Annotated in this window: 25 protein-coding genes; 15 read left to right on the top strand and 10 right to left on the bottom strand. The window is 64.1% G+C overall.

The window, feature by feature from the left end; genetic code table 11:
• The first annotated feature begins 243 nt into the window (after window positions 1-243).
• From acnA to A0U87_RS06010, 4 genes are all read left to right on the top strand, one after another.
• On the top strand, window positions 244-2,913 hold the full coding sequence (acnA, locus tag A0U87_RS06025; RefSeq protein WP_048939073.1) for an aconitate hydratase AcnA: 2,670 nt from the start codon (window positions 244-246) through the stop codon (window positions 2,911-2,913).
• A gap of 79 nt (window positions 2,914-2,992) precedes the next feature.
• Window positions 2,993-3,250 carry a hypothetical protein gene (locus A0U87_RS06020; RefSeq protein ID WP_037515777.1) on the top strand — a complete coding sequence of 86 codons (258 nt, stop codon included), beginning with the start codon at window positions 2,993-2,995 and terminating at the stop codon, window positions 3,248-3,250.
• Window positions 3,247-3,918, top strand: a complete 672-nt coding sequence (locus A0U87_RS06015; protein ID WP_048939074.1) for a cyclase family protein — start codon at window positions 3,247-3,249, stop codon at window positions 3,916-3,918. Before A0U87_RS06020 ends, A0U87_RS06015 begins: the two co-directional genes overlap by 4 nt.
• Before the next feature lie 123 nt (window positions 3,919-4,041).
• Window positions 4,042-4,776, top strand: coding sequence for a Bax inhibitor-1/YccA family protein (locus tag A0U87_RS06010; RefSeq protein ID WP_048939075.1), 735 nt, complete (start codon window positions 4,042-4,044; stop codon window positions 4,774-4,776).
• Between the two features lie 79 nt (window positions 4,777-4,855).
• Here A0U87_RS06010 and A0U87_RS06005 read toward each other — a convergent pair whose 3' ends face one another.
• The 4 genes from A0U87_RS06005 to A0U87_RS05990 all read right to left on the bottom strand — a co-directional run bounded on the left by A0U87_RS06005 (window position 4,856) and on the right by A0U87_RS05990 (window position 9,707).
• Window positions 4,856-5,485: a glutathione S-transferase family protein gene (locus A0U87_RS06005; protein ID WP_048939096.1), complete on the bottom strand. Its 630-nt coding sequence runs from the start codon at window positions 5,483-5,485 to the stop codon at window positions 4,856-4,858.
• 62 nt (window positions 5,486-5,547) lie between these two features.
• Window positions 5,548-7,611, bottom strand: a complete 2,064-nt coding sequence (locus A0U87_RS06000; RefSeq protein WP_048939097.1) for a S9 family peptidase — start codon at window positions 7,609-7,611, stop codon at window positions 5,548-5,550.
• Window positions 7,612-7,720: 109 nt separating this feature from the next.
• Window positions 7,721-8,959 carry a hypothetical protein gene (locus tag A0U87_RS05995; protein ID WP_122928203.1) on the bottom strand — a complete coding sequence of 413 codons (1,239 nt, stop codon included), beginning with the start codon at window positions 8,957-8,959 and terminating at the stop codon, window positions 7,721-7,723.
• 88 nt (window positions 8,960-9,047) lie between these two features.
• Window positions 9,048-9,707, bottom strand: a complete 660-nt coding sequence (locus tag A0U87_RS05990; RefSeq protein ID WP_170978360.1) for an alpha/beta fold hydrolase — start codon at window positions 9,705-9,707, stop codon at window positions 9,048-9,050.
• Between the two features lie 445 nt (window positions 9,708-10,152).
• Here A0U87_RS05990 and A0U87_RS05980 point away from each other — a divergent pair, with 445 nt between their 5' ends.
• Window positions 10,153-10,581, top strand: a complete 429-nt coding sequence (locus A0U87_RS05980) for a DUF4279 domain-containing protein (protein WP_199909698.1) — start codon at window positions 10,153-10,155, stop codon at window positions 10,579-10,581.
• Window positions 10,582-10,940: 359 nt separating this feature from the next.
• On the opposite strand, the gene clpA is transcribed toward A0U87_RS05980, so the two are convergent.
• Both clpA and A0U87_RS05970 read right to left on the bottom strand, forming a co-directional pair.
• A complete protein-coding gene (gene clpA, locus A0U87_RS05975; protein ID WP_048939078.1) occupies window positions 10,941-13,262 on the bottom strand; it encodes an ATP-dependent Clp protease ATP-binding subunit ClpA in 2,322 nt (773 codons plus the stop codon).
• Between the two features lie 156 nt (window positions 13,263-13,418).
• On the bottom strand, window positions 13,419-13,616 hold the full coding sequence (locus A0U87_RS05970) for a DUF1192 domain-containing protein (protein ID WP_004211362.1): 198 nt from the start codon (window positions 13,614-13,616) through the stop codon (window positions 13,419-13,421).
• A gap of 102 nt (window positions 13,617-13,718) precedes the next feature.
• Between A0U87_RS05970 and A0U87_RS05965 the strand changes: the two genes are divergently transcribed.
• From A0U87_RS05965 to A0U87_RS05930, 8 genes are all read left to right on the top strand, one after another.
• Window positions 13,719-14,726 carry an NAD(P)H-quinone oxidoreductase gene (locus tag A0U87_RS05965; RefSeq protein ID WP_048939079.1) on the top strand — a complete coding sequence of 336 codons (1,008 nt, stop codon included), beginning with the start codon at window positions 13,719-13,721 and terminating at the stop codon, window positions 14,724-14,726.
• A gap of 10 nt (window positions 14,727-14,736) precedes the next feature.
• Window positions 14,737-15,468, top strand: coding sequence for a hypothetical protein (locus tag A0U87_RS05960; RefSeq protein WP_137405287.1), 732 nt, complete (start codon window positions 14,737-14,739; stop codon window positions 15,466-15,468).
• A gap of 85 nt (window positions 15,469-15,553) precedes the next feature.
• Window positions 15,554-16,417 carry a UDP-2,3-diacylglucosamine diphosphatase gene (locus tag A0U87_RS05955; protein ID WP_048939081.1) on the top strand — a complete coding sequence of 288 codons (864 nt, stop codon included), beginning with the start codon at window positions 15,554-15,556 and terminating at the stop codon, window positions 16,415-16,417.
• A gap of 14 nt (window positions 16,418-16,431) precedes the next feature.
• Window positions 16,432-17,460 carry a glycosyltransferase family 1 protein gene (locus tag A0U87_RS05950; RefSeq protein WP_048939082.1) on the top strand — a complete coding sequence of 343 codons (1,029 nt, stop codon included), beginning with the start codon at window positions 16,432-16,434 and terminating at the stop codon, window positions 17,458-17,460.
• Window positions 17,461-17,575: 115 nt separating this feature from the next.
• Complete coding sequence (locus tag A0U87_RS05945) at window positions 17,576-18,259, top strand: cell cycle transcriptional regulator TrcR (RefSeq protein WP_010337928.1); 684 nt, start codon at window positions 17,576-17,578, stop codon at window positions 18,257-18,259.
• Window positions 18,260-18,407: 148 nt separating this feature from the next.
• Window positions 18,408-20,129, top strand: a complete 1,722-nt coding sequence (locus A0U87_RS05940; RefSeq protein WP_048939083.1) for a long-chain fatty acid--CoA ligase — start codon at window positions 18,408-18,410, stop codon at window positions 20,127-20,129.
• Between the two features lie 45 nt (window positions 20,130-20,174).
• The gene (msrA, locus tag A0U87_RS05935) at window positions 20,175-20,708 is read left to right on the top strand and encodes a peptide-methionine (S)-S-oxide reductase MsrA (protein ID WP_004211369.1); all 534 of its coding nucleotides are present in this window, start codon (window positions 20,175-20,177) and stop codon (window positions 20,706-20,708) included.
• Window positions 20,709-20,822: 114 nt separating this feature from the next.
• Window positions 20,823-21,089, top strand: coding sequence for a hypothetical protein (locus A0U87_RS05930; RefSeq protein ID WP_004211370.1), 267 nt, complete (start codon window positions 20,823-20,825; stop codon window positions 21,087-21,089).
• A 14-nt stretch (window positions 21,090-21,103) separates the two neighbouring features.
• On the opposite strand, the gene A0U87_RS05925 is transcribed toward A0U87_RS05930, so the two are convergent.
• Window positions 21,104-22,060, bottom strand: coding sequence for an L-threonylcarbamoyladenylate synthase (locus tag A0U87_RS05925; protein ID WP_029547760.1), 957 nt, complete (start codon window positions 22,058-22,060; stop codon window positions 21,104-21,106).
• Window positions 22,061-22,170: 110 nt separating this feature from the next.
• On the opposite strand from A0U87_RS05925, the gene A0U87_RS05920 reads away from it, so the two are divergent.
• The gene (locus A0U87_RS05920; RefSeq protein WP_048939084.1) at window positions 22,171-22,986 is read left to right on the top strand and encodes an ATP-binding protein; all 816 of its coding nucleotides are present in this window, start codon (window positions 22,171-22,173) and stop codon (window positions 22,984-22,986) included.
• A 3-nt stretch (window positions 22,987-22,989) separates the two neighbouring features.
• Here the strand turns inward: A0U87_RS05920 and A0U87_RS05915 are convergent, their stop codons facing one another.
• The 3 genes from A0U87_RS05915 to A0U87_RS26120 form a co-directional block, all read right to left on the bottom strand.
• Window positions 22,990-23,328, bottom strand: coding sequence for a hypothetical protein (locus A0U87_RS05915; RefSeq protein WP_230588606.1), 339 nt, complete (start codon window positions 23,326-23,328; stop codon window positions 22,990-22,992).
• A 128-nt stretch (window positions 23,329-23,456) separates the two neighbouring features.
• Window positions 23,457-24,785 carry a sorbosone dehydrogenase family protein gene (locus A0U87_RS05910; protein ID WP_122928201.1) on the bottom strand — a complete coding sequence of 443 codons (1,329 nt, stop codon included), beginning with the start codon at window positions 24,783-24,785 and terminating at the stop codon, window positions 23,457-23,459.
• A 61-nt stretch (window positions 24,786-24,846) separates the two neighbouring features.
• On the bottom strand, window positions 24,847-25,017 hold the full coding sequence (locus tag A0U87_RS26120; protein ID WP_010337933.1) for a hypothetical protein: 171 nt from the start codon (window positions 25,015-25,017) through the stop codon (window positions 24,847-24,849).
• Between the two features lie 231 nt (window positions 25,018-25,248).
• On the opposite strand from A0U87_RS26120, the gene A0U87_RS05905 reads away from it, so the two are divergent.
• Window positions 25,249-25,452, top strand: a complete 204-nt coding sequence (locus A0U87_RS05905; protein WP_004211380.1) for a hypothetical protein — start codon at window positions 25,249-25,251, stop codon at window positions 25,450-25,452.
• The last annotated feature ends 48 nt before the right edge of the window (window positions 25,453-25,500 follow it).

Genomic DNA, 25,500 nt, shown 5'->3' with positions numbered 1-25,500 from the left:
CCCTTGTGCGCGTCGCTGCGAATGATTTTCAGTAAGCAAAAATGGCGGAAATAAAGGCGGTTTCGACCATTTTGTCCCTTTTACTTGGCGGTGGCAATCTGTATGCCACCGCTCATCGGGACACACTTGCTTCGACCATAGGTTGGGGCGCCTCCCTCCACCTTGCCGCGTCTTCGTGGCTTCTGGTGGGAACGCGACGCTTCCTTCCGCATGGCCGGGCCTATGCGAGGAGACGCATATCTTATGACCGCCACCGGACAGGATACTCTCGGCACGCGCGACACGCTCAATGTCGGCGGCAAGGACATCGCCTATTATTCGTTGGAAAAGGCTGCTGCGAAGCTTGGAGACGTTTCGCGCCTGCCTTTCTCGATGAAGGTGCTGCTGGAAAATCTGCTGCGCTTCGAGGACGGCGTGACCGTCACCACCGACGATATCAAGGCGATCGTCGACTGGCAGAATGACAAGGGCAAGGCCGAGCGCGAGATCCAGTATCGCCCGGCGCGCGTGCTGCTGCAGGACTTTACCGGCGTGCCCTGCGTCGTCGACCTGGCCGCCATGCGCGACGCGATGAATGCGCTGGGCGCCGATGCCAGCAAGATCAACCCGCAGGTGCCCGTCCACCTCGTCATCGACCACAGTGTCATGGTCGACGAGTTCGGCACGCCCCGCGCGTTCCAGGACAATATGGAGATCGAATATCAGCGCAACATGGAGCGCTACGACTTCCTGAAATGGGGCAGCAAGAGCCTTGCCAACTTCTACGCCGTGCCGCCGGGCACCGGCATCTGCCATCAGGTGAACCTGGAAAATATCGCCCAGGGCGTCTGGTCGAGCGAAGGCTCCGACGGCGCCACCATCGCCTATCCCGACACCTGCGTCGGCACCGACAGCCACACCACCATGGTCAATGGCCTGGGCGTGCTGGGCTGGGGCGTGGGCGGGATCGAGGCGGAGGCCGCGATGCTGGGCCAGCCGGTGTCGATGCTGATCCCCGAAGTTGTCGGCTTCAAGTTCACCGGCAATTTGAAGGAAGGCGTCACCGCCACCGATCTGGTGCTGACCTGCACCCAGATGCTGCGCGCGCGTGGCGTGGTCGGCCGCTTCGTCGAATATTTCGGCCCCGGCCTTGCCACGCTCAGTCTAGCCGACCGCGCGACGCTGGCCAATATGGCGCCCGAATATGGCGCGACCTGCGGCTTCTTCGGCATCGACGACAAGACGCTGGACTATATGCGCCTGACCGGCCGCAGCGACGAGAATATCGCGCTGGTCGAGGCCTATGCCAAGCAGCAGGGTTTCTGGATCGATCCGTCGATAGAGCCGATCTTCACCGATACGCTGGAACTGGACCTCTCGACCGTGGTGCCGAGCCTCGCCGGCCCCAAGCGCCCGCAGGACCGCGTCGCGCTGCCCGAAGTGGACGATGTGTTCAACGCGGACATGGTGAATACCTACAAGAAGGCGCAGACCCGCGTTCCGGTCGAGGGCAAGGATTATGATATTGGCGATGGCGACGTCACCATTGCCGCGATCACCAGCTGCACCAACACCTCCAACCCCAATGTGCTGATCGCCGCCGGCCTCGTCGCCAAGAAGGCGAATGAGCTGGGCCTGAAGCCCAAGCCCTGGGTCAAGACGTCGCTGGCGCCCGGTAGCCAGGTCGTCACCGACTATCTGGAAAAGGCGGGCCTCCAGGCGCATCTCGACGCGATCGGCTTTAACCTCGTCGGCTATGGCTGTACCACCTGCATCGGCAATTCGGGCCCGCTCGCCGAGCCGATCAGCAAGGCGATCAACGAAAATGGCCTGGTTGCCGCCGCCGTCATTTCGGGCAACCGCAACTTCGAAGGTCGCGTCTCGCCCGACGTGCGCGCCAACTTCCTCGCTTCGCCGCCGCTGGTCGTCGCCTATGCGCTCAAGGGCACGGTGATCGAGGATTTCATCACCACCCCGATCGGCACGAGCAAGGATGGCGAAGCGGTCTATCTCAAGGACATCTGGCCGACCAATGACGAGGTCGCGACCACCCTGGCGGGGGCGGTCGACCGGGAGATGTTCCGCGCCCGCTACGCCAATGTCTACAAGGGCGACGCCCATTGGCAGGCGATCGAGGTGACCGGGTCGGACACCTACAAGTGGCGTGCCGGGTCGACCTATGTCGCCAACCCGCCCTATTTCGAGGGGCTGACCATGACCCCGGCGCCGGTCACGGACATCATCGGCGCCATGCCGCTGGCGATCTTCGGCGACTCGATCACCACCGACCACATCTCGCCGGCCGGTTCGATCAAGGCGACCTCGCCCGCAGGCAAGTGGCTGAGCGAGCATCAGGTCGCCCAGGCCGACTATAACAGCTATGGCTCGCGCCGTGGCCATCATGAAGTCATGATGCGCGGCACCTTCGCCAATATCCGCATCAAGAATCTGATGCTCGACGGCGTCGAAGGCGGCATGACCAGCTATCAGGGCGAAGTCATGCCAATTTATGACGCGGCGATGAAGCACAAGGCCGACGGCACGCCGCTGGTCGTGATCGGCGGCAAGGAATATGGCACCGGATCGTCGCGCGACTGGGCGGCCAAGGGCACCAACCTGCTCGGCGTGCGCGCCGTGATCGTCGAAAGCTTCGAGCGCATCCACCGCTCGAACCTGGTCGGCATGGGCGTGTTGCCCCTGGTGTTCAAGGACGGCCAGACCCGCGACACGCTGGGCCTCAAGGGCGATGACAGCTTCACCATCACCGGTGTCGCCGACCTCAAGCCCCGCCAGGATGTCGAAGTGCAGGTCACCCGCGCCGACGGTTCGACCTTCAGCTTCACCGCGCTCTGCCGCATCGATACCGTCAACGAGCTGGAATATTTCCTCAATGGCGGCATCCTGCAATATGTGCTGCGCAAGCTCGCCGCCTGAGCGCTTGATCGGTTGACGCGCTGAGCTAAGGAATGAGGGCTCTCTCCGTGAGGAGGGAGCCCTTTTCATTTGGGGGTGGATGGTGGCGCTGTTCGTGGAGATCGTCGGCTGGGCCGGCGCGATATTGGTGCTGATCGCCTATGTCGGCGTCTCGACCGGGCGGCTGTCGGGCGGGTCGGCGACCTTCCAGTGGCTCAACGCCGTCGGCGCCGCCTTCTTCATCCTCAACACCTGGTGGCATGGCGCCTTTCCCTCGATGGTGCTCAACATCATCTGGGCGGTCGTCGGCTTTTCCACCCTGTGGCGCATCTTCCGTAGGAGAATGTCCCCGTCATGACCCGCTTCATCGATCTCAGCCACGCCATCGAACATGGCATGACCACCTATAAGGGCGTCGCCGCGCCGCATATCTGCGATTACTGGACCCGCGAACAGTCGCGCGCCAACTATGCCGATGGCAGCGCGTTTCAGATGGGACGGATCGACATGGTGTCGAACACCGGCACCTATCTCGATGCGCCCTTCCACCGCTTCGAGGAGGGCGATGATCTCTCCATGCTCGACCTCGACCGGCTGGCCAGCCTGCCGGCGATCGTGGTGCGCAGGCCGTTCGAGGCCGTGGGCCTGGCGACCGACGCCGCCGATCTGGATGGGATCGATGTCGCCGGCCGCGCGGTGCTGGTCCACACCGGTTGGGACCGGCACTGGCGCACGCCCGCCTATTATGAGGATCACCCCTTCCTGACCGAAGCGGCGGCGCAGATGCTGGTGGCGCGCGGCGCCCGGCTGGTCGGCATCGACAGCCATAATATCGACGATACGCGGCCCGGCACCGGCCGCCCGGTCCATCGCGAGCTGTTGGGGGCGGGCGTGCTGATCTGCGAACATATGACCAATCTGGCCATGCTGCCGGATGCCGGCTTCGCCTTCACCGCGGTGCCGCCCAAGATCGTCGGCATGGGCACATTCCCGGTCCGAGCCTTCGCGCAAGTCAATTTGACATGATCTTTTAGCGTAGCCTTCAGGCATGACATCGCTGTTAGCCTTCGGCTTTCGCTTGAACTGAGAGGCGTTAGCGCCGATACTATGACGATCGGCCGAGAAAGGCCGTCCAAGGAGATTTTACCCATGGCCAATTGGTCCGACCCCCGTTCCGACATCGCAGGCTTTGGCAATGCCAGCGCCGCGCGCAGCGAGGCGTTCGATGCCGGGCTGCGCAAATATATGCTGTCGGTCTATAATTATATGGCGAGCGGCGTGCTGCTGACCGGTGTCGTCGCGATGCTGTTCGCGTCGAGCGGTCTGGCGCTCCAAATCCTCGCCGGCCCCGGCATCCTGAAATATGTCATCATGTTCGCGCCGCTGGCTTTCGTCATGGTGATGAGCTTTGGCATCAACAAGCTGTCGACCGTCGCGATGCAGAGCCTGTTCTGGGCCTATGCCGCCGTGATGGGCCTGTCGCTGTCGTCGATCTTCCTGGTCTATACCGGCACGTCGATCGCGCAGACCTTCTTCGCGACCGCTGCGGCCTTCGCCGGCCTCAGCCTGTTCGGCTACACCACCAAGAAGGATTTGTCGGGCTTCGGCACCTTCCTGATCATGGGCGTGGTCGGCCTGTTGGTCGCCAGCCTGATCAACATCTTCCTGCGCTCCAGCATGATGGATCTGGTCATCAGCGCCGTTGGCGTGCTGCTGTTTGCGGGCCTCACCGCCTATGACACGCAGAAGATCAAGAGCATCTATGCTTATGTCGCCGGCACGGAGATGATGGGCAAGTCGGTGGTGATGGGGGCGCTGAACCTCTATCTCGACTTCATCAACATGTTCCTGTTCCTGCTGCGCCTGTTCGGCGATCGTCGCTGATAGCGGTCGAACGGCAAGTCAAAAAAGGCCCGGCGGACATCTCCGCCGGGCCTTTTGCTTTGTGGGGAAGGGGGCAGGCTCAGCCTTGTTTCTGCATCTCGGCGATCAGGGCGTTGTCCATCTCCTTCTGCCTTTTATAGGCTGGGCGCTCGCGCAGCCGGGAGGCATAGGCCTCGAACGCCGGGCGGCTGGGGATGGTGCCGAAGGCGAGCCCCCAGTCGATCTGCGCGCCGACATAGACGTCCGCCGCGGTGAAGGTGCCGCCGCAGATCCAACTGCGGCCGGTGACCGCCGTTTCCAGCGTATCGAGCGTGTCGTCGAGCGAGCCATAGCCCGCGCTGCGCTCGCGTCCCTCGGGCAGGACGAAGCCCATCGCCTTGTTGGTGACGGCGGCCTCCACCGGTCCGGCAGCAAAGAAGAGCCAGCGATAATAATCGGCCCGGTCATCGGTCGCCGGCGCCAGGCCGGCGGCCGGGAAGGCGTCGGCCAGATAGGCGCAGATGGCGGCGCATTCGGTCACCACCTTGCCGCCATGGACGATCGCCGGCACCTTGCCCATCGGGTTGATGGCGCGATAGTCGGCGGTCTTCATCCCGCCGGCATAATCCAGGATCACCGCCTCATAGGGGGCGCCGACCTCCTCCAGCATCCAGCGGGCAATCTGCCCGCGGGACATGGGGTTGGTATAGAGAAGAACCGGGTCCGCCATCATGCATTCTCCTTGGAAAGTGGCCGGAACATATCATGAACAATATGCTCCGGCCAGCCGGATCATTGAGCCGGTGCGGTGGCCGCCGCCGCAGGCTTGTCGCGATAGCGATCGAACCAGGCGATGATAGCCGCCGCCTTGGCCGCCGATTGCGACGGGCGGGCGGCGATGCCGCCATGGCTGGCACCCGGCACCTTCACCAGCGCGGTCGGCACGCCCCGTATCTGCAGCGCGCCATAATATTGCTCCGCCTCGCTGACCGGGGTGCGATAATCCTCGCTGCCCACGACCACCAGGGTCGGCGTCTTGACGTTGCCAACCAGGCTGAGCGGCGAGCGGTTCCAATAGCCCATCGGATCTTCCCAGGGCTTGGCCGGGAACCAGTAGCGCGAGGTGAAGAGGGTATTGTCCATGGTCAGCGCCTCGCTGATCCAGTTGATCACCGGCTTCTGCGTCGCGGCGCCCTTGAACCGGTCGGTCTTGCCGATGATCCAGCTGGTGAGCACGCCGCCGCCCGAACCGCCGGTGACGAACAGATTGTCCGGATCGGCCACGCCCGCAGCGATCGCGGCATCGACCGCGGCCATCAGGTCGCCATAGTCGTCGCCGGGATATTTATGATGGATCAGCTGGGCGAATTCCTCGCCATAGGAGGTGGAGCCGCGGGGATTGGTGTAGAGCACGGCATAGCCGGCGGCGGCATAAAGCTGGTCGTCGGTCGAGAAATGCGGGCCATAGGCGGTGTGCGGGCCACCATGGATTTCCAGCAGCAACGGCACGCGGGTGCCGGGCTGATAGCTGGGCGGGGTGACGAGCCAGGCCGGCACGGTGCGGCCGTCGGGCGCGGTGACGGCCAGTTCCTTGACCTGGCCCAGCGCCTTGTGGCCCAGGAAATCCTCGTTGAGGCGGGTGAGTTGGCGGCTCTTGCCACCGCTGCTGACCGACAGGTCGGCCGGGCGCAACGCCGATCCGCTGGTGAAGGCCAAAGTGCCATTGGCCGCGACGCTGAAATCGCCGCCGCTATAGGGCCGGTCGAACGCCGTGCCGGTAAGGCCACTCGCCAGTTCGGTGACATGGCCGTCGAGGCTGATGCGGGCGAGGCGGTTGACGCCGCGCTCGTCATATTGGGCATAGAGCGACTTGCCGTCGGCCGCCCAATAGGCGCGGTCGATGCTGCGGTCGAAACTGGCGGTGATCGCATGGGCGCCGCTGCCGTCGCGGTTCATGACGTAGAGGTAAGTGTTCTGGTAGGAGAGGCGCTTGTCGTCATAGCCGAGATAGGCGACCTTGCTGCCGTCGGGCGATACGACCGGCGCCACATCCGGGCCTTCGCGGCTGGTGAGTGGGCTGATCGCGCCCGAGGCGATGTCGAGCGCATAGATTTCCGGGTCGAAAACCTTCTGCTGCCAGTCGGGCTTGCGCACCGCGCTGAACAGGATGGCGCGGCCATCGGGCGTCCAGCTCAACGGGCCGCCATCCTGATAGTCGCCAAAGCTCAGCTGCCGGGCCGGGCCGCCATCGGCCGACACCAGGAAGATATGGTCATAGCCGGCCTGGACATAACCGCCGCCATCATTGCGATAATCGACCCGGTCGATCACCTCCAGCGGCTTGGCCCATTCGGCGCCCTCCGGCTTGTCGGGCGCCTTGCCCAGCTTCATCGGGTCGGCGGGCACGCGCATGATATAGGCGAGGGACTTGCCGTCGGGCGACCAGGTGACTGACTGCGGGCCGTCGGGCAGGGTGGTGACGCGCACGGTCGCGCCGGTGTCGAGCCAGCGCACGAACAATTGCGGCTTGCCCGCATCGGCGGCGATATAGGCGATGCGCTTGCCATCGGGCGACCAGCGCGGCTGGCTGGCGTCGGTGACCAGCGGGCGCTGCGCGCCGGTGGCGGTGTCGACCAGCCAGATCGCGCCCTTCTGCCGGTCGGTCATGATGTCGCCCTGGCGGCGGACATAGGCGACGCTCTTGCCGTCGGGGCTGATCTGCGGATCGGTCGCGACCTGCAGCGCGAAGATGTCGCGGCCCTCGAACCTGGACGACGGGGCAGCCGACTGGGCGGCGAGCGGCAGGGGGGAGAGGGCGGCGCCGAGCAGCAGCGCGGCCAGTAGCTTGTGTCGCATGAAAACCTCGAAACGGAAGAATGGCGCGAGACTTGCCGGATTTTCCTTTCGTTTCAAGTGCAAGTCGTGGCCGGGGCGCGATAGCTGGTGCCGCGCCCCGACCAGAGCTTCAGCAGCCCGCGCCCATCGCGCCGGCCAGCATGCCGCCAAGGCCGCCCTTGCATTTCTTCTTCTTGGGTGGCGAATTGTCGCCGGAGGCGTCGGCGCTGTCGTCACTGCCCTGGCTCATCATCGATCCCATGTCCGGCCCGTTGAGCATCCACATGGTGTTGGAGCGATAGCGCACACGGGCGATCCATTCTGGTTTCCAGGCGATCTTGGGATCGGCCGGGCGCGGTGGATAGGCGAAATTGGCTTCCGGGCCATAGGCGTAGAGGCTGCCCATCAGCATCTCGCCGCCCGACTGCACCACCTGTGACGGCACGGTGCAACTGGTCTGGCTGGGCGGCATGACGATCTTGTCGACGATCAGCTTGCGCACGGCACCGGGGGATAGCCAGTCCCATACCGGCCCGCCGAACGCCTGGCTGGCCGATGACGCCCACCACACCATGTCGCCGCCCTGCTTGGCCGCGAACACCCAGGCATAATAGCCGGTCGCATTGGGCACCGCGTTCCAGCTCAACTGGGTGGCGCCGCCCGCCGCCGGGCTGGCGCGGCCCGTGATCGGCGGCATGAAGTCCTGGTTCAGCGCGAACTTGATCTCGGGCGAATAATTGCCGGCGATGCGATGGTCGCCGATCAGCGAGGAATTGCCCGACAGCGTCTTGCGCGTCTGACCATTGGGCCATTCGCCATAGGTCTTGCTGTTGGTAAAGCGGACCTGCCATTCCTGCGGGATCGCCGCGCCGGTCATGTAGAGGCCGGGCGGAAACTGGCCGCGCGCGACCTTGGCGAAATCGATCACCACCGGCTGGTTCGGCCCTGCGGTCGCGCCGCATCCCCAATAGATGAGCAGCCGCCCCTTGGGCTTCTCACCGGGCAGCGCCGGCTCGTCGCTCGGCGTGACCTTTGGCGTGACCAGCGGGACGGAGGCGCCCAGCCGGGCGCCGGCGGGCATATAATGTTCGGCCGCCGGCGAGCCGCTCGCGGTCTGGGTCGATCCCAGGCGCAGCACCAGTTCATGGATCGGCTGGTTGCCGCCGCCCATCATCATCGACATGGCCCCGCCCATGCCACCGCCGCCCGCCATTGCGGCCATGCCGGACATGGTGCCGGCATCCATCGCATAGCGGGCGATCGGTCCGCCGGCCTGCTGGCTGGCGCCGGGCGTGGCGAGAAGGACGAAGCTGATGCTGAGCAGCGCGGCGCGTGGCGCGGCGGACCGCAGATGAAGCGAAGTGGACATGCATTCCCCTATGAAAGCGTGGAAGACATGCGACCTTTCTGTTCTGGAGTCGGCTTAGCAGAATTTAAGGGGGGCGGGGAGAGGGCGGCTAAGTGCGCGCGAAATGCCCATGGCGCAGGAAATGCACGACCTGATCGGCGACGGGGCGGGTGTAGATCATCGCGGTGTGGGCGACGGGCAGGGTGATATGGTCGCCTTCGCCCGGACAATGGGTGGCGGCGACGCTGACCTTGCCGTCATTGGGCGCGCGGAAGATGCGGCTGGGGAGCAGGCCATTCATCGGCCGGTCGCCCGCGATGATGCCGAGCGGATAGTCGACCTCACCCAGCGCCGCCAGCGTGATCGCATCGCGGCGAGTGCGTAGCAGCGCGCCGGCCTGGTTCAGGATCAGCGGATGAAGGTGCAGGCGGTAGAGAAGGTCGGCAATCTCGCTGCCACCATTGGGCGTGCCTAGCATGACGACGCGGCCGAGATGATCGGGGCGATGGCGCGCGAGCCAGGCGCGGAGCATGAGGCCGCCCATCGAATGACCGACACAATGAACGGTCGTAGCATGATAGGCCGGGCTGGCGATGATGCGGGCGTGGAGATGATCGACGACGCGGGCCAGCGGCCAGCGCCAGCTGGGATAGCCGATATTGGCAACGTCGTAGCCCTCCCCGCGCAGCCGTCGGGCAAGCAGCGCGGTCTGCACCTGATGACCGCCAAAGCCGTGGAGGAGGATGACGGACTGGGTGTGGGGCTGCATGATGGCATGGGTGTCATGCAATGCTTACGCAGGCAAGGGCATGTGGGTTTAGGGGGAGGGTGCTAACGACCAGAAGCGGCTGTGAATTCCTCCCTGCAAGGTTCGGCAGAGGCACGCGACTCTGCCGAACCTTGCAGGGGAGGATGGTCTGGAAGCGACCACCCCCGTCATCGCGAGCGACGATGCCGGGCTTTGACGGCTGACGACCAGAAGCTACCTTCACCATCTTCGTCATCCCGGACTTGATCCGGGATCCATTCAGCGCTCCCCATCCGCCGTAGCGCAGAATGGATCCTGACTTCCGTCAGGATGACGGTGGCTGTGACTGGCAAGTAACGACCATTCTTCGTCACTCGCTTAGGCCATACGCATCGTTGAAACCGGCCACTCATTCAGATGGTACGTCAGATGCTGAACGACGAAATTTGGTAGGAAGCCGCCGCCTATGTTAGGCTCCGATATGGGCGTCTTACACCGATCGGCAGCATCAATAGGATTTTATGGAGATGATCTCGACCCGACAGAGATAACAGAACGACTTGGTGAGCCGACTATCGCCGTGAAGATGGGCGGAACATTTCAGACCCTCGGAGGCAGGGACAAGATCGCCCGCACGGGGTCATGGCAGGTGACTGCAAAAGATCAGCAGCCGGCTGATCTCGATCGACAAATCAACGATCTGTTAGATGGTTTGTCTGATGACATCGTATCGTGGCAGGCTTTCTCGCAGCGATTTAGAAGTCGCGTATTTTGCGGCCTCTTTCTTGAAGATAGCAACGAGGGCCTTGCACTCCGTTCTGAAACGCTCGCTCGTCTTGGAGATCGCGGTTTGTGCCTCCATCTCGATATTTATAGCGCACCAGAGCTAGGGTGAATGTCCGAAACTGCTGCAACTGTTGTAGAACGATTTGTCCGCACAACGTCAGCTTCCGCCGATTGTCTTCCCAACAGCCGACAGTCAGCAAACCACCCAAGTTGGCCTTCCCTTTTCTTCTCCGCGCCTCCGCGTGATTCATTTTCGCGCGGAGCCGCGGCGGCACGGAGATAGTGGATGAGGGCTAACCGCCTGTGCGGCAATGACGGAAAAAGAGGGGAGCAGCAGCTGCGCGGGGATGTGGCTCTTTGTGGCGCGTGCCCCTCCACCGTGCTGCGCACGGTCCCGCTCCTTGTGCCGGGGAGGAATAAAAAAGGCGGCCCTCTCGAGCCGCCTTTCCCGTGGGCCTGTGAAGCCGCTTATTTCGTGCCTTCCGGCGCCTTGGCCTTGCCGCCCTTCTTGCCGCCCTTCTTGGGCGCGGCGGGGGTGATCTGGAAGGCGAGGGCTTCGTCCTTCATGTGGACATGGACCTCGCCGCCATGGACCAGCTTGCCGAACAGCAATTCCTCGGCCAGCGGCTGCTTGATCTTCTCCTGCATCAGGCGGCCCATCGGGCGGGCACCATAGAGCTTGTCATAGCCCTTCTTGGTGAGCCAGGCCTTGGCCTCCTCGTCCAGCGTGATGTGGACGTCGCGATCGGCCAGTTGAAGTTCCAGTTGCAGCACGAACTTGTCGATGACGCGGGCGACGATTTCCGGCGGCAGATAGCCGAACGGCACGATCGCATCGAGGCGGTTGCGGAATTCGGGGGTGAAGAGCTTCTTCACCGCGTCTTCCTGCACATCCTCGCGGGTCAGCTCGCCAAAGCCGATCGATTCCTTCGCCATGTCCGACGCACCCGCATTGGTGGTCATGATGAGGATGGTGTTGCGGAAATCGACGGTCTTGCCGTGGTGATCGGTCAGGCGGCCATTGTCCATCACCTGCAACAGGATGTTGAACAGGTCGGGATGCGCCTTCTCGATCTCGTCGAGCAGCAGCACGCTGTGCGGCTGCTGGTCGACGGCATCGGTCAGCAGGCCACCCTGGTCATAGCCAACATAGCCCGGAGGGGCACCGATCAGGCGGCTGACCGAATGGCGTTCCATATATTCCGACATGTCGAACCGCTGCAGCGGGATGCCGAGCAGGGTCGCGAGCTGGCGTGCCACCTCCGTCTTGCCGACGCCGGTGGGGCCGGAGAAGAGATAGTTGCCGATCGGCTTGTCGGGATCGCGCAGACCGGCGCGCGACAGCTTGATCGCGGACGACAGCACCTCGATCGCCTGATCCTGGCCGAAGACGACGCGTTTCAGATCGGTGGTCAGCGATTCCAGCACGCTCTTGTCGTCCGACGACACGGTCTTGGGCGGGATGCGCGCCATGGTGGCGATGACCGCCTCGATCTCCTTGGGGGTGATCGTCTTCTTGCGCTTGGAGGGCACCACCAGCATCTGCATCGCGCCCACTTCGTCGATCACGTCGATCGCCTTGTCCGGCAGCTTGCGGTCGTTGATGTAGCGGGCCGACAACTCGACCGCCGCCTTGATCGCGTCCGGCGTATATTTGACGTGATGATGTTCCTCGAACGCGGTGCGCAGGCCGGTCAGGATCTTGATCGTATCCTCGACCGAAGGCTCGTTTACGTCGATCTTCTGGAAGCGCCGCAGCAGCGCGCGGTCCTTCTCGAAATGATTGCGGAATTCCTTGTAGGTGGTCGAACCGATGCAGCGGATCGTCCCGCCCGACAGGGCCGGCTTCAACAGGTTCGAGGCGTCCATCGCGCCGCCGCTGGTCGCGCCGGCACCGATCACGGTGTGGATCTCGTCGATGAAGAGGACCGCGTGCGGCATCTTCTCCAGTTCGGTGACGACCGCCTTCAGCCGCTCCTCGAAATCGCCGCGATAGCGGGTGCCGGCCAGCAGCGCGCCCATGTCGAGCGAATAGATGACCGCTTCCTTGAGCACGTCGGGCACTTCGCCCTCGACGATCTTGCGCGCCAGGCCTTCCGCGATCGCGGTCTTACCGACGCCCGGATCACCGACATAAAGTGGGTTGTTCTTCGAACGGCGGCACAGGATCTGGATGGTGCGGTCGACTTCCGACGACCGGCCGATCAGCGGATCGACCTTGCCGCGTTCCGCCTTCTCGTTGAGGTTGACGGTGAACTGCTCCAAGGCACTATCCTTCTTGCCCTTGCCGTCCTGCACCTTCTTTTCCTCCTCGGCTGCCCCCTTGGTCTCCTGACGCTCGGGCGTGGGCGTGCCCTTGCCGACGCCGTGGCTGATATAGCTGACGGCATCGAGGCGGCTCATGTCCTGCTGCTGCAGGAAATAGACGGCATAGGATTCGCGTTCGGAGAAGAGCGCGACGAGGACATTGGCGCCCGTCACCTCATCCTTGCCGGACGACTGGACATGGAGGATGGCGCGCTGGACGACGCGCTGGAAGCCGCTGGTGGGCGAGGGGTCGCTGGCGCCCTCCACCTTCAGGCTGTCAAGTTCGGTGTCGAGATACTGGGTGACGGCATCGGCCAGTTCGCCCAGTTCCACGCCGCACGCCTGCATCACCTTCGACGCATGTTCATCGTCGATCAGCGCGAGAAGCAGATGCTCCAGCGTCGCATATTCATGCTTGCGCTCCGACGCATGGGTCAGCGCATTGTGCAGGGTGGTTTCAAGGGCGGCTGCGAAAGATGGCATGTCTTTTCTACTCCTGGCCCCGGTTAGGGGCTGACTTGAACCTTATGTCGGCATTGCTCGACGACGGTTCAAGGGAGAGGCCCTGACCGCCGGAATTGCCAGACTGCCCATGCCCGGTGGAGCCCATGGTCGGGCCGTCAGGGGCGAGGCGCGGGTTCATCGCTTGAATAACGCCTCGGCAGTTGCCTTATGGTTAACGGCGCTTTCAATTTTTGTTCGAGTGCGGGTGATTTCGGTTTCCAGCGCCCTGATGCGCGCTTCCAGTTCCGCAACGGACAGGGGACCCAGATCCTGTCGGAGCAGTTGGGCCAGCGGATCATCGGCCTTTCTCGGCAGATCATTGTCCATGTCCATAAAGGGTAATGTTGACCCTGTAGGCTAGTCTGTCAATAAGAAGCGAAGCTCCGTCCGTCGATTTTGGGTGCGGCGCAATATCTCTGGCCCGGGGGGGCACATATGATCCTCGACAGTTTCACGATTCCATCGCAGATGACGGCCATCGGCATCCCGGTGCCGGGCGGTCCCGACGCTCTGGTGCCCGAACAGCGGCCGGTGCCGGTGCCCGGCGAGGATGAGGTGCTGATCCGCGTCGCCGCCGCCGGCGTCAACCGGCCCGACGTGCTGCAGCGGCAGGGCAAATATCCGCCGCCGCCCGGCGCGTCCGACATTCCCGGACTCGAAGTGGCGGGCACGATCGTCGCCGCCGGCCGGTCCGCCGACATGCTGGTGGGCCAGCGCGTCTGCGCGCTGCTGCCGGGCGGGGGCTATGCCGAATATGCGATTGCCCCGGCCGGCCAGTGCCTGCCGGTGCCGGCGGATTATGACCTGGTCGAGGCGGCGGCGCTGCCCGAAACCCTGTTCACCGTGTGGACCAATCTGTTCGAGCGCGCCTATGTGGTCGGCGGCGACCGGGTGCTGGTCCATGGCGGCACCAGCGGCATCGGCACGATGGCGATCTCGCTCTGCCGCCTGTTCGACATAGAGATCATCGTCACCTGCGGCAGCGACGACAAAAGCGCCCAGGCGCTCGAATGGGGTGCTTCCCATGCGATCAATTACAAGAGCCAGGACTATGTCGCCGAGGTGAAGCGCATTACCGGTGGGCAGGGGGTGCAGGCGGTGCTCGACATGGTCGGCGGCGACTATGTCCCGCGCAACATCGAATGCATGGCGGAAGATGGCCGCCATGTGTCGATCGCGGTGCTGGGTGGAGCCAAGACCAGCATCTTCCTGCCGACGGTGATGTCCAAGCGCCTGACCCTGACCGGATCAACCCTGCGGCCGCGCTCATCGGGCTTCAAGAGCCTGGTCGCGGACGAGATCATGCGCACCGTCTGGCCCTTCGTCGAACAGGGCAAGCTGCGCCCGGCGATGGACCAGCGCTTTGCCCTCGCCGACGCGGCCAAGGCCCATGCCCGCATGGATGCGGGCGAACATTTCGGGAAGATCGTGCTGACGGTGTGAGGATAGTTTAGTGCAGAACCGTTATGTCGCTGACGTCGGCGATTATGTGAAGCTGTCGATGTTGCGTCGATTGGCGCCAGGGTTGAAACTGGGTGTTCTGTGGTGGCTATACCCTGATGAAGCCCATAATGCGGATGGTAAGCACATAGCCTATTTGGATCGACCACAGATATGGCGCGCCATTGATCCGGTGTTGTTTGATAAGTTGAAGCTTATTGTTCAGCGCAACGATCGTAGTGTGGATGCTTTGGAGCGGGCCGGACTGATTGACGGTGCTGTCTATCACAACGCGATGCTTCCTGCTGGCGATGCAAAATCCAGACGCGCCTTGCGAGCATCTTGGTTCGCGCGAGCCGCCGAGTTTGTGGATGGTTGCGATCTTATATTTGTAGATCCCGACAACGGCCTTGAACCAGCGACCTATAGTGTCGGATCTGCCAAGGCCGGTAAAAGTGTGGCTTTGGCAGAATTAAAGGCGTTGCAACGAGATGGTCGGACCATTGTGGTCTATCACCATCATACAAGGATGGCAGGCGGCAACATCGTGGAGTTGATGCACTGGGGTGAGCGCCTCGCGGAATTGGGTTTTAAGGTTGATGCGCTCAGGTCGGCAGTGGGAACTGCGCGAGCATTTTTCCTTTTAGACGCCACTCCTGAATTGCGGCAGCGAGCTACTGAGTTCGCGCGGCATTGGGGAGGGAAAGTCACTTGGCACCCTGCATTGGATGGTCGAAGGTCGTAGCATTTCCGTCATATTCGGTGCGGAGTTGTAACAGAGCGGCGCTAAGGATTCGGCCTCAAGGACAACAGCCCTTGAGGACGTAGACATGAACGCCATCACGCGCTTGCCCTTCCTGAGCGAACTGGAAGAGGGGGCTGACGACCGCTTCCACATCCCTGAACGGGAAGGCGCGCGTCGCCGCTATCGCACCATCTGGATTTCCGACATCCATCTGGGCACGCGCGGCTGCAACGCCACGATGCTGATCGATTTCCTGGACAGCGTCGACAGCGACACCATCTATCTGGTCGGCGACATCATCGACGGCTGGCGGCTCAAGAAGCGCTTCTACTGGCCCGCCGCGCATAATGACGTGCTGTGGCGGATCATGAAGCGGGCCAAGCGCGGCACCCGTGTCGTCTATATCCCCGGCAATCATGACGAGATGTTCCGTCAGTTCACCGGCATGAATTTCGGCGGCGTCGAGATCCGGCGCAAGGCGATCCACGAGACCGCCGACGGGCGCAAGCTGCTGGTGCTGCATGGCGACGAGTTCGACACGATCATGCTGGCGCATCGCTGGCTCGCCTTTGTGGGTGACGCAGCCTACACGACGCTGATGCGCCTCAACGTGGTGGTCAACGCGGTGCGCCGGCGCATGGGCCTGCCTTATTGGTCACTGTCCAAGATGGCCAAGCACAAGGTCAAGAATGCCGTGTCCTTCATCTCCCGCTTCGAGGAAGTGGTGGCGCATGAAGCCGGCGCGCGCGGCGTCGACGGCGTGGTGTGCGGCCATATCCACAATGCCGAGATGCGCGAGATCGAGGGCATCGAATATTATAATGATGGCGACTGGGTGGAGGGCTGCACCGCGCTGGTCGAACATGCCAGCGGCGCGATGGAGGTGCTGCACTGGGCCGACGAGATCGCCAAGCGCGGCGAAAAGACGCCGGCGCTGATGGCGGCCTGACGCGGAGAGGGGCCATGCGGATCGCGATCGTCACCGACGCCTGGACGCCGCAGGTCAATGGCGTGGTGCGCACGCTGCAGACGATCCAGGCCGAACTGGAGCATATGGGCCATGAGGTGAAAGTGATCTCGCCCGATCTCTATGGCTCCATTCCCTGTCCGACCTATCCCGAAATCCGGCTGGCACTGGTGCGATCGGGCGTGGTGGGGCAGGCGATCGCCGCCTTCCGTCCCGACGCCGTCCATCTGGCGACCGAAGGGCCGCTCTGCTTTGCCGCCCGGCGCTGGTGCCTGCGCGGCAATGTGCCCTTCACCACCGCCTATCACACCCATTTCCCCGATTATGTGTCGCAGCGCACCGGGCTGCCGGCGGCCTGGTTCTGGCGCTATATTCGCTGGTTCCATGGCCCGGCGCAGGCGGTGCTGGTGTCGACCCGGTCGGTGCGGCAGCAATTGCGTGCCCATGGCGTCGCCAATGTCCGCAAATGGGGCAGGGGCGTGGACCTCAAGACCTTTGCCGGCGGTGTCGCCCCCTCGTCCCTGCTGGCGGACCTGCCGCGCCCGATCCAGCTCTATGTCGGCCGGGTCGCGGTCGAGAAGAATCTGGAAGCCTTTCTGGCCAGCGAGCATCCCGGAACCAGGGTGATCGTGGGCGACGGCCCGGCGCGCGGGGCGCTGGAACGGGCTTATCCCGACGCCCGTTTCCTGGGTGCGCAGTTCGGTGCCGATCTGGCGACGATCTATGCCGGCGCGGACGTGTTCGTCTTCCCCAGCCGCACCGACACGTTCGGGCTGGTGATGATCGAGGCGCTGGCCGCCGGCACGCCGGTCGCAGCCTATCCGGTCACCGGGCCGATCGATATCGTCACGCCGGAAACCGGCGCGCTGTCGGAGCGGCTGGAGGATGCCATCGCCGCCGCGCTGCTGTGCGATCGGGCAGCCTGTGCCGCCTATGGCCGCAGCTTCAGCTGGGAACGCAGCGCGCAGGAATTCCTGGCCGGATTGCATCCGATCGATCCGGTGGTGATGGACAGCGCCGCCTGACGCTTTTCCTTGCCGCAAGCCCCGCGATGCTCTATCCCTGACATGTCGTGGCCGCCCTGCTTGGGCGGCCCTTATCGTTTTTAGAGCCGGAGAAGACCCCGTGTCCCAGCCCCTCATGCCCCATGCGACCGCCAGCTGGCTGGTCGACAATAGCGCTCTGAGCTTTGACCAGATCGCGGAATTTTGCGGGCTCCACATCCTGGAAGTCCAGGCCATCGCCGATGACACTGCCGGCATCAAATATACCGGCCGCGATCCGGTGCGCGCCCATGAAATCACCATGGATGAAATCCACAAGGGCGAGAGCAATCCCGACTACAAGCTCAAGATGCTCAAGGGCCCCGAACCGGTCCGCCGCACCAAGGGGCCGCGCTACACCCCGGTAAGCAAGCGCCAGGACAAGCCCGATGGCATCGCCTGGATCCTGCGCAACCATCCGGAGATTTCGGACGGCGCGATCGGCAAGCTGATCGGCACCACCCGCACCACCATCGCCGCGATCCGCGATCGCAGCCACTGGAACATCAGCAACATCACGCCCAAGGATCCGGTGACGCTGGGCCTGTGCTCGCAGCGCGAACTGGATGCGCTGGTCAGCAAGGCGGCGAAGAAGGCCGGCATCGAGATGCCGACCGATTCGCGTCTGGATGGCGATCGTGAGGCGCTGATCGAGGAACTGCGCCGCGAGCGCGAGGATAATGCGCGCCGCATCGAGCAGGCGCTCAAGAGCGAGTCCGAGCTGATTTCGGGCGCCGCGACCATCCTTGATCCGTTCAGCAGCAACAAGGGCGAGGTCTGAAGACGTAGCGTCATCCGACGCTCTTTCCGACCCGCTGCGATGCAGCATTCTCAAGGGCCGCGCCGGCTTTCGGGCGCGGCCTTTTTGCTACAATCCAGACACAGGTTGACGCTTGCGTAAAGCGCTCGGGCCACTTACACTTCTGTAAATGGAGAGCAGAGAAAAGATCTGGCGCGAGCATTATCAGCACCCTACGCCGTGGGAGCAGACGTTCCCGCCGATGTCGATGGGGGACATGGTAACGCAGAGCGCCACCGCCCACCCGCAGGCCCACATGATCGACTTCATGGGGCGCAAGTTCAGCTATGGCGCGATGATGGACGACATCAGGCGCATCGCCTGTGGTTTGCAGGCCATGGGCGTGAAGAAGGGGGACCGGGTCGGTCTCTACCTGCCCAACACCCCCCATTATGTCGCGGCCTATTATGGCGCGCTGCTGGCCGGCGCGATCGTCGTCAACTTCTCCCCCCTCTACACCGCCGCCGAACTGGAGCATCAGGTCGAGGATAGCGGCACCAAGATCCTGTTCACCCTGTCGGCCAAGGCATTGCTGCCGACCGCGCTCAAGGTGCTGGACAATAGCAGCCTCGAAAAGCTGGTGGTCGGCTCGATCGCTGAGGTGCTGCCGACCGCCAAGAGTATCCTCTTCCGCCTGTTCAAGCGCGGCGAGACGACGCCGCTGCCGCATGATCCGCGCGTCATCCGCTATGACCGGTTGATCGCCAATGCAGGCGAATGCATCGTGGCCGACATCGATCCGGTCAACGACGTCGCGCTGCTGCAATATACCGGCGGCACCACCGGCACGCCCAAGGGCGCGATGCTGACCCACCAGAATCTGACCGCCAATGCGCGCCAGGCGCAGGCGATCGACCCGCATGCGGGCGAGGGCGACGACCGCATCATCGCGGTGCTGCCCTTCTTCCACGTCTTCGCCAACACCTGCACGCTGAACCGGACCGTCATGAATGGCGGCGAGATGGTGATGCTGCCCCGGTTCGAGGCGGTGCAGGTGCTTTCGGCCGTGCAGCGGACCAAGGCGACGTCTCTGCCCGGCGTGCCGACCATGTATCAGGCGCTGCTCGATCATCCGGCCCTGCCGAACATCGATTTCTCGTCGCTGCGCACCTGCATTTCGGGTGGCGCGCCGCTGCCGATGGAGGTGAAGCAGAAGTTCGAGGCGGTGACCGGCGCGCGGCTGATCGAGGGCTATGGCCTCACCGAAACCAGCCCGATCGTCTGCGCCAATCCCTATGAGGGGCTGAACAAGACCGGCACCGTCGGTCAGCCCGTGCCGGGCACCCGCGTCAAGATCGTCAGCCGCGAGGATCCGACCCAGCCGCCGCCCGCGGGCGAGCCGGGCGAACTGATGTTCGCCGGTCCGCAGATCATGAAGGGCTATTGGAACCGGCCGGACGCGGACGCGCAGGTGTTCGTGGGCGAGTTCCTGCGCACCGGCGACGTTGGCGAGGTTGATGACGATGGTTATGTGCGGATCGTCGATCGCCTCAAGGACATGATCGCCGTCGGTGGCTTCAAGGTCTTCCCGAGCCAGGTGGAATCGGTCCTCTATCATCATGAATCGGTGAAGGAAGCGCTGGTGATCGGCGTGCCCGACCGTTATCGCGGCGAGCAGCCCAAGGCGTTCGTGACCCTGAACGAAGGCGCGACCATCGACGGGCCGGGGCTCAAGGACTGGCTCAACCCGCAACTGGGCAAGCATGAGCGGGTCTGCGAGGTCGAGGTGCGGGCCAGCCTGCCCAAGACGCTGGTCGGCAAGCTGTCGCGCAAGGAACTGGTCGCCGAAGAACGCGCCAAGGCCGAACAGGCAATGGCGCAGAATGCGGCGCAGACTGGAACCGCGGCCTGATTGCTCCTATCTAGCGCGCCAAAGCTGGATAAGGATTATCGATATATGGCGCAGGAAATCGCAACGCTGGCTGGTGGCTGCTTCTGGTGTACGGAAGCAGTCTACCAGACGCTCAAGGGCGTGGAATCGGTCCAGAGCGGCTATATCGGCGGGACCAAGGTCGATCCGACCTATGAGGAGGTCTGCACCGGCAATACCGGCCATGCCGAAGCGATCCGCATCGCCTTCGACCCGGCCGTCATCAGCTATGCCGACCTGCTCGACATCTTCTTCGCCACCCACAATCCGACGACGCTGAACCGCCAGGGCAACGACATCGGGACGCAATATCGTTCGGCGATCTTCCCCCATTCGGCCGAGCAGCAGGCCGAGGCGCTGGCCGGCATCGCGCGGGCGCAGGTGGACCAGGTCGATCCGGTGGTGACCGCGATCGAGGCGGACGCCCCCTGGTATCCGGCCGAGGATTATCACCAGAAATATTGGGAGCGGGTCGGCGACCAGAATCCCTATTGCATGGCGGTGATTCCGCCCAAGCTGGCCAAGCTGCGCAAGGGTTTTGCCGCGCGCATCGAGGAATAATCCTCGGCCTGGCCGATTTCCCGACCGCTCGTCCCGTTTCGCCGCGTTCTTAGCTTATGGTTAATGTCGACCATGGCAGATGCAGCGCAACGGACGAGTCGGGGGACTTTGAGAATGACCAAGACGATCATGCTGCTGGCGCCGGCGATGCTGCTGATGCTGCCGGGCTGTATTGCCAGGACGGCGGTGGATATCGTGACCTTGCCGGTGCGCGCAGGTGCGCAGGCGGCCGACTGGGCGACGACCAGCCAGGACGAGGCCGACCGCAATTATGGCCGCAAGATGCGCAAGCAGGAGGCCGAGGAAGGCAAGGCGCGCAAGAAGGCCGACGAACAGCGCCGCCGCGAATGCCGCAAGGCCGGCTACGACAATTGCGGCTGAGCCGGATCGACCGGTCAGGCCGCGGCGCGGCGTAACCGGTCGTTGATGGCGGTGCCGATCCCCTCGTCAGGGATGGGCGCGACCGCGATCCGCTCCTGGGTGCTGGCGTCGGCGACGTGCAGCGCCGCGAACAGATTGGCTGCCGCCTCGCGCAGATCCGCGTCGACGCTCAGGTTCAGATGGCAGGGCATCAGCCCGAAGCCGATCAGATATTCATCCTTTTCCGCCCGCAGCGCGTTGAGCCGCACCGGCTTCGACGGCGCATAATGGCTTTCGAGCTGGCCGGGTGCTTCGATCTTCGCATTGTCCTTCCCCGTGATGACCGGCAGGCCGCTTGCCTCCTCCAGCATCGCGGCCGTGACCGGGCCGGGGCGCAGCAGGCGGATGCGGTCCGCTTCGGGGGCGGCGATGGTCGATTCCAGCCCTTCGCTGGTCGGGCCTTCGTCCAGGATCATGCGGATCTTGCCGTTGAGGCTGGCCAGCACATGCTCGGCCCGGCTGGGGCTGATCGATCCGCTGCGATTGGCCGAAGGCGCAGCCAGCGGCCGGCCACTCTCGCGGATCAGCGCGCGCATCGCGGGATGGGCCGGCAGGCGCAGCGCCACGGTCGGCAGGCCAGCCATCACCAGCGGCGACAGGCCGCTATCGGCCCGCACCGGCAGCACCATGGTCAGCGCGCCCGGCCAGAAGCGGGCGGCAAGCTGCTCGGCCTGGGGCGAAAAATCGGCCAGCCGCCGCGCCATCTCCATGTCGGCGACATGGACGATCAGCGGGTTGAAGCTGGGCCGCCCCTTGGCGCTGTAGATGCCCGCGACCGCCTGGGAATCGGTGGCATCGGCGGCCAGGCCATAGACGGTTTCGGTGGGAACGGCGACGGGCTCGCCGGCGCGGATCAGCAAGGCTGCCTCGCGAAGCGCTTCCGCGCCATAGCGGCAGACCCTGGTGGAAAAGGCTGGATTTGGGATAGTCACGACCCCCGCGATATAGACCCCGGAACGCTGCAGTAAAAGGCCATTGCGACAGTGACATGACATTGTTGGCAAAGCTTGCCGCAACGGCGCGGCCCGGCTAATCCCGCGCCATGAACGACGCCCTGCTGACCCGTATCGCCGAAGCGCTGGAACGGCTCGCGCCGCCGCCGGCTTCCTCTGCCGACCTTGCGGCTGCTCCCGCCTATGTGTGGGACGGGGTGGCGATCCGCGCGGTGGATGCGTTCGCCCCGGTGGATTATGATCTGCTGACCGGCATCGATGCGCAAAAGAGTGCGCTGCTCGACAATAGCCGCCGCCATGCCGCCGGCCATGCCGCGCATGACGTGCTGCTGTGGGGCGCGCGCGGCACCGGCAAGTCGGCGACCGTGGCTTCGGTGGTCGGCAAGCTGCAGGCGGAAGGGCAGGACATCGCCCTGCTGCAATGCGCGATCGATGAACTGGCCAGCCTGCCGGCGCTCTTCACCCTGCTGCGCAGCACGACCCGACCCTTCATCCTGTTCCTCGACGATCTGGGCTTTGACGAAGGCGTGGGCGATGCCCGTGCGCTGCGTTCGCTGCTCCAGGGCGGCACCGCCGCGCGTCCGGCCAATGTCCGCCTCTATGTGACGTCCAACCGCCGCCATATCGTGCCGCGCAACCTGTCGGAGCAGGATGATCCGATCAATCCGCGCGACGTGGTCGATGACAAGATGGCGCTGTCGGACCGGTTCGGCCTCAGCCTGGGCTTCCATGCGCTCGACCAGGATGCCTATGTCGCCATTGTCGAGGGCTATGCGCAGGCGCTGGGTCTCAGCGTCGAGCCGCTCGACGCGATCCAGTGGGCAACGCAGCGGGGCAGCCGCTCGGGCCGTGTGGCCTGGCAATATGTGGTCGAACTCGCCGGCCGTCACGGCCTCTCGGTCTGATTCTCAGTCGCCGTCCTTTTCGGCAAGGCTCAGAAATTCGTCGACCAGTCGGTCCAGTTCCTTGCGGCAACGCGGCGGATCGACGGCGGTGTCGCATAGCGGCGCGGCATCGGCCATCGTCTTGATGACGCGGGCCAGGCTCAGCGTGTCGCTGTGACGTTGTCGATGGGCGAGGGCGGCGAAGGTGTTGAAATACATTTCCGCCAGCCGCCGATCATGCTCCAGGTCATAGCCTTGTCGTCGGTCCGGCTGGCCCAGCGCTTCCATGCGCAAGTGATGAAGGGATCGCCGCGCGCTGTCCGCCCGCAGCTGATATAGCTCCGCCGGTTCGATCGGTTTCATCTTGGACGCCTGTCGCATCGCGTATCAGCGCGCGAACGGGGCAATATATCCCTACTGTTGCCCGGCCGAAATTAAGCGTCTGGTCTTGCGAACAAGTTTTTTCGACGCTTCGGCCGGGCGAGCCATGATTATTGTGCGCGGGTCACCCGCCAGACGACGCCGCCGACATCGTCCGCCACCAGCAGCGCACCCTTGGCGTCCACGGTCACGTCGACCGGCCGGCCTCGCGCCGCGCCCTGTGCGTCCAGGAATCCGGTCAGCACGTCGACCGGCTTGGCCTTGCCGACTTCGCCATTATCCTCGAACGGAATGAACACGACCTTGTAGCCCGCGGCCGGCTTGCGGTTCCAGCTGCCATGCAGGCCGACAAAGGCGCCATTGCCATAGGTGGCGCCAAGCTGCGCATCCTTGGAGAAGCTCAGGCCCAGCGGCGCGACATGGTTGCCCAGCGCATAGTCGGGGCGCTTGGTATATTCGCGGATTTCCGGCCGCTGCGGCTGGACCCGGCGATCCTCATAGCCGCCCCAGTAATTCCACGGCCAGCCATAGAAGGCACCGAATTCGACGCGGGTCAGATAGTCGGGGACCAGGTCGCCGCCCAGCATGTCGCGCTCATTGACCACGCCCCACAGCACGCCGCTCCTGGGTTCGAACGCCAGGCCGACCGGGTTGCGCAGGCCCGACGCATAGATGCGATAGTCGCCGGTCTTGGGATTGACCTCCAGCACGGCGGCGCGGTTGGCTTCGCTTTCCAGGCCATTTTCGCCGATATTGCTGTTCGATCCGACGCCGACATAGAGCAGCCCGTTGGGGCCGACGGTCAGGCTGCGGGTCCAGTGCATGTTCGGCGCCTGGGCCGGCAGGTTCAGAATCTTCCGCCCCTTGTCGCTGATCTTGGTCTCGCCTTCCTTATAGGGGAAGGCCATCAGCGCATTGGTGTTGGCGACATAGAGGGTGTCGCCGATCAGCGCCATGCCATAGGGCGAATAGAGGCCGCTCAGGAACACCGTCTTGGTGTCCGCCTTGCCATCGCCATCGGTGTCGCGCAGCAGGCTGATGCGGTCGGGCGAGGGGACGCCGGCGCCGGCCTTGTTCATCAGGAAATTCATCACCCGGCTGACGATGCCGGTCTGCGGGCGGGGCTGGCTGTTGGTCTCGGCCGTCAATATGTCGCCATTGGGCAGGCGCAGCAGCGATCGCGGATGGCTCAGCCCCTCGGCAAAGCGCTCGACCACCAGACCCTTGGCCGCGACCGGCTTCTCTCCAGCCTTCCACGGCTTGACCTCGGCGATGTTAACGGTCGGGAAAAACTCGTTGCGCGGCGTGGTGAAGCGCGGTTCCCGGCCGACATCGGCACCGGCCGGCAACTGGGCCGTGTCGCCCTGCGCGAAGTAGAGGAAGGCGCCGCCGGCAATGACCAGCGCGACGAGGGGGATGGCGATGAAATGCTTCTTCATGTCGCCACATCTATGCGGCGATGCGACGCCCGGCAAGGCGCTCCGTTGCGCGGGTGGTTAGTTAAGCCTTTCGTTCGCGCAGCCACAGCAGCAGGGCGATCAGGATGCCGGCTCCGGTGCCGACCAGCAGGCCGATGCTGGGCTGTCCCAGCAGGCCGCCGCCGATCGCCCCGGCCATGATCAGCAATGCGATGATGGCGCCCGCGCCGGTCGGATTCTTCGCCTTGTTCATGGCCCATCCTTGCCATGGCCCGCCGCCCATGGCCAGTCGCTTGTCGCCCGCGTCTCCCCTGTCCCGGATCGGAACGGCTCGCGTCCCGAAATGGCGCGCCTGTCCCGCTGCGGGACTTGGCTAACCGGCTGTTCACCCTCGTCATCGGCCTGCTGCGCCAAAGCGCCAAACTGGCATGGGGGTTGATAGGGGAGGGGAAAGGGCGCGCAAAAAATCGGGGGTCGCATGCACATGCCATATCTTTCGGATCGAAAGAGCTATGAGGATGCGACGGAACTGATCGCGACCTTTGGCGCCAATGCCGGCTATGAGGCGGCGGCGCGGGCCGATCGCAGCCGCGACCTCGGCAACCACATCCATTTCTGCCACTGGCGCCAGATCGAGCGGCTGATCGTGTTGCTCGCCCATCACCAGCCGCTCGGCACGATCCACTGATAGTCTGAACGCAAAAAGGGCCGGAGCGTCATGGAACGCTCCGGCCCT

It is taken from the genome of Sphingobium sp. MP9-4 (assembly GCF_005281675.1).
Classification (GTDB): Bacteria; Pseudomonadota; Alphaproteobacteria; order Sphingomonadales; family Sphingomonadaceae; genus Sphingobium; species Sphingobium yanoikuyae.
The sequence above is the reverse complement of the archived record's forward strand: the minus strand, read 5'-3'. Positions and strand labels throughout refer to the sequence as shown.

Bases quoted from the DNA above. Each gene is read 5' to 3' on its own strand.
- acnA (WP_048939073.1), top strand. From the start codon at position 244: ATGACCGCCACCGGACAGGATACTCTCGGCACGCGCGACACGCTCAAT.
- A0U87_RS06020 (WP_037515777.1), top strand. From the start codon at position 2,993: ATGGTGGCGCTGTTCGTGGAGATCGTCGGCTGGGCCGGCGCGATATTG.
- A0U87_RS06015 (WP_048939074.1), top strand. From the start codon at position 3,247: ATGACCCGCTTCATCGATCTCAGCCACGCCATCGAACATGGCATGACC.
- A0U87_RS06010 (WP_048939075.1), top strand. From the start codon at position 4,042: ATGGCCAATTGGTCCGACCCCCGTTCCGACATCGCAGGCTTTGGCAAT.
- A0U87_RS06005 (WP_048939096.1), bottom strand. From the start codon at position 5,485: ATGGCGGACCCGGTTCTTCTCTATACCAACCCCATGTCCCGCGGGCAG.
- A0U87_RS06000 (WP_048939097.1), bottom strand. From the start codon at position 7,611: ATGCGACACAAGCTACTGGCCGCGCTGCTGCTCGGCGCCGCCCTCTCC.
- A0U87_RS05995 (WP_122928203.1), bottom strand. From the start codon at position 8,959: ATGTCCACTTCGCTTCATCTGCGGTCCGCCGCGCCACGCGCCGCGCTG.
- A0U87_RS05990 (WP_170978360.1), bottom strand. From the start codon at position 9,707: ATGCAGCCCCACACCCAGTCCGTCATCCTCCTCCACGGCTTTGGCGGT.
- A0U87_RS05980 (WP_199909698.1), top strand. From the start codon at position 10,153: ATGTTAGGCTCCGATATGGGCGTCTTACACCGATCGGCAGCATCAATA.
- clpA (WP_048939078.1), bottom strand. From the start codon at position 13,262: ATGCCATCTTTCGCAGCCGCCCTTGAAACCACCCTGCACAATGCGCTG.
- A0U87_RS05970 (WP_004211362.1), bottom strand. From the start codon at position 13,616: ATGGACATGGACAATGATCTGCCGAGAAAGGCCGATGATCCGCTGGCC.
- A0U87_RS05965 (WP_048939079.1), top strand. From the start codon at position 13,719: ATGATCCTCGACAGTTTCACGATTCCATCGCAGATGACGGCCATCGGC.
- A0U87_RS05955 (WP_048939081.1), top strand. From the start codon at position 15,554: ATGAACGCCATCACGCGCTTGCCCTTCCTGAGCGAACTGGAAGAGGGG.
- A0U87_RS05950 (WP_048939082.1), top strand. From the start codon at position 16,432: ATGCGGATCGCGATCGTCACCGACGCCTGGACGCCGCAGGTCAATGGC.
- A0U87_RS05945 (WP_010337928.1), top strand. From the start codon at position 17,576: ATGCCCCATGCGACCGCCAGCTGGCTGGTCGACAATAGCGCTCTGAGC.
- A0U87_RS05940 (WP_048939083.1), top strand. From the start codon at position 18,408: ATGGAGAGCAGAGAAAAGATCTGGCGCGAGCATTATCAGCACCCTACG.
- msrA (WP_004211369.1), top strand. From the start codon at position 20,175: ATGGCGCAGGAAATCGCAACGCTGGCTGGTGGCTGCTTCTGGTGTACG.
- A0U87_RS05930 (WP_004211370.1), top strand. From the start codon at position 20,823: ATGACCAAGACGATCATGCTGCTGGCGCCGGCGATGCTGCTGATGCTG.
- A0U87_RS05920 (WP_048939084.1), top strand. From the start codon at position 22,171: ATGAACGACGCCCTGCTGACCCGTATCGCCGAAGCGCTGGAACGGCTC.
- A0U87_RS05915 (WP_230588606.1), bottom strand. From the start codon at position 23,328: ATGAAACCGATCGAACCGGCGGAGCTATATCAGCTGCGGGCGGACAGC.
- A0U87_RS05910 (WP_122928201.1), bottom strand. From the start codon at position 24,785: ATGAAGAAGCATTTCATCGCCATCCCCCTCGTCGCGCTGGTCATTGCC.
- A0U87_RS26120 (WP_010337933.1), bottom strand. From the start codon at position 25,017: ATGAACAAGGCGAAGAATCCGACCGGCGCGGGCGCCATCATCGCATTG.
- A0U87_RS05905 (WP_004211380.1), top strand. From the start codon at position 25,249: ATGCCATATCTTTCGGATCGAAAGAGCTATGAGGATGCGACGGAACTG.